Annotated in this window: 2 protein-coding genes; one reads left to right on the forward strand and one right to left on the reverse strand. The window is 67.9% G+C overall.

Translation table 11 applies throughout. The annotated features are described in order from the left end of the window. Positions 1–622, reverse strand: a 622-nt coding sequence (locus ACFXGI_RS38640) for an HAD family hydrolase (RefSeq protein WP_384717749.1), incomplete at its 3' end; no start/stop codon positions are given. Between the two features lie 93 nt (positions 623–715). Here ACFXGI_RS38640 and ACFXGI_RS38645 point away from each other — a divergent pair. Beyond that, complete coding sequence (locus tag ACFXGI_RS38645) at positions 716–1,012, forward strand: helix-turn-helix transcriptional regulator (protein ID WP_384717752.1); 297 nt, start codon at positions 716–718, stop codon at positions 1,010–1,012. The last annotated feature ends 692 nt before the right edge of the window (positions 1,013–1,704 follow it).

A 1,704-nucleotide genomic window follows, 5' to 3' on the forward strand; every position in this document is an offset into this window, starting at 1 on the left:
GGATGGTGATGGCGTCGGTGGCGTCGTCGACGGTGTGGTCTGCGGAGTGAAGGCCGTCGGGCCAGGGTCGGCCACGGAGCCAGATGGTGCGCAGGCCCGCCTGATGCCCGCCGCCGATGTCTCCAGCCGGGTTGTCGCCGACCATCCAGCCGCCGTCGGCCAGGGACCGGCCGCAGCGGCTCGCCGCGAGCTCAAAGAGTTCGCGAGCTGGTTTGCGGATCTCCACGTCGCCGGAGGCCGCGATGCCGTCGACGAGGTCGGTTAGGCCGGCTGCGTCGAGCTTGGCCCGCTGTATGTCGCTGGCCCCGTTGGTGGCGATGCCGATGGTCCAAGCCGCCGCGCGAAGTTCGCGGAGGCCCTCAAGAACCTCCGGTCGGGCGGTAACAGCCGCGGCGATCAGGCCGACGTACTCCTTCCACAGCTGCTCGGCGGGCTCTGGCAGTCCGAAGTCGGTGCGCAGCCGGGCGAAGTCGCTGAGGTTCGCGCGGTCTGCCAGAGCCTCCCGCAACCACTGCTCGATGGGGGATTTGAAGGCGTGGGAGCGGCAGAGGACGGTCACGGCATCGCTGAGCGCGGCCTGACGGTCGATCAGCGTGCCGTCCAGGTCGAAGAGGGCGAGCATGCAACCGACCCTATCGAGGGATCGTTTGACGCCCACCCAGCCCGCTCCCGTGGTGTATCTTTCGGGGAACCATCGATCATGAGAGGTTGGGCTATGACCGACGCGGACCCCTTGCACCGGGTGAACGCCCTACTGGACGACGTCCTGCCGCCGCCGCATGTGCGGCAGCAGCTGCGTCTCGCCGCGGGCCTCACCCAACTGGAGGTCGCCGAGGCCGTGGGCGTCCAACGCCTCGCTATCGCTCGTTGGGAGCAGGGGCAGGTTCAGCCGCGCCGTCCTCACCGCGCCGCCTACATCCACCTGCTCAAGAAGCTCGCAGAGCGATTCCCGCAGGCCGCCGACCCAGACGCGGGCATGCCGACGCCGGTCTCCGAGAGGGGATCGGGATGACCTAAGGCCATCGGCCGCGCGCGCCAGGCGGATTAACCACCCGCTCCTCGCGCGGCCCGTCTACCGACCGGATTAACCACCCGCGTCGGCCGCTCAGGTCCCAGTTGTCGCTGGTCCTGAGCTGCGGCTCACCGAGCCGCTCATATCTCACTCGGCCCCTAACCAGGGCCATTACACCACCGGCCACTTACCACGGCCACCACAGCTGTAGCAGTACCGCTCCGCATTACCCGCGGGCCCCCACCACAGGGGCGTTGCGGTTCAGCAGGACCGGGAGGGGAGGAGAAATCTCCCCCCACCCGATCGGTGTACGCCCGCTTCTCACGAAGGGGGCTACCCGGCACATCCGCACATCTGGCTCGGTCGACCCCGAGGGGTTCGGTTCGGTCCAGCTATATGGAGGCGAGGTCGTTTCTCATAGTGCACGAGAGTGGTGTCCCCTGTCAGCTCGACCCTGTCCGTTTCACCCCGGTTCGAGCTCGGCGAGCTTCCCGTGTGACGGGGTCGACGTCCGGTTCCGGCACCTTTACGCGGTTCGTACCGGAAATGGAATTTCCGGTACGAAGCTACAAGAGCAGCACTTTCGGGGTGGGCTCGATCAGCGCGGTCGCGGTGTTGGCCGCCCCGCTCATGCACCCGCTCGCGAAGGTCATCGACAACTCCGTCGACGGCGGTGTTCGCGAGGGCGGCGT

Origin of the sequence: Streptomyces sp. NPDC059355, from assembly GCF_042752335.1 — a bacterium.
Taxonomy (GTDB): Bacteria; Actinomycetota; Actinomycetes; order Streptomycetales; family Streptomycetaceae; genus Streptomyces.

Excerpts from the sequence above, each read along its gene's own strand:
- ACFXGI_RS38645 (WP_384717752.1), top strand. The coding sequence starts at position 716 with ATGACCGACGCGGACCCCTTGCACCGGGTGAACGCCCTACTGGACGAC.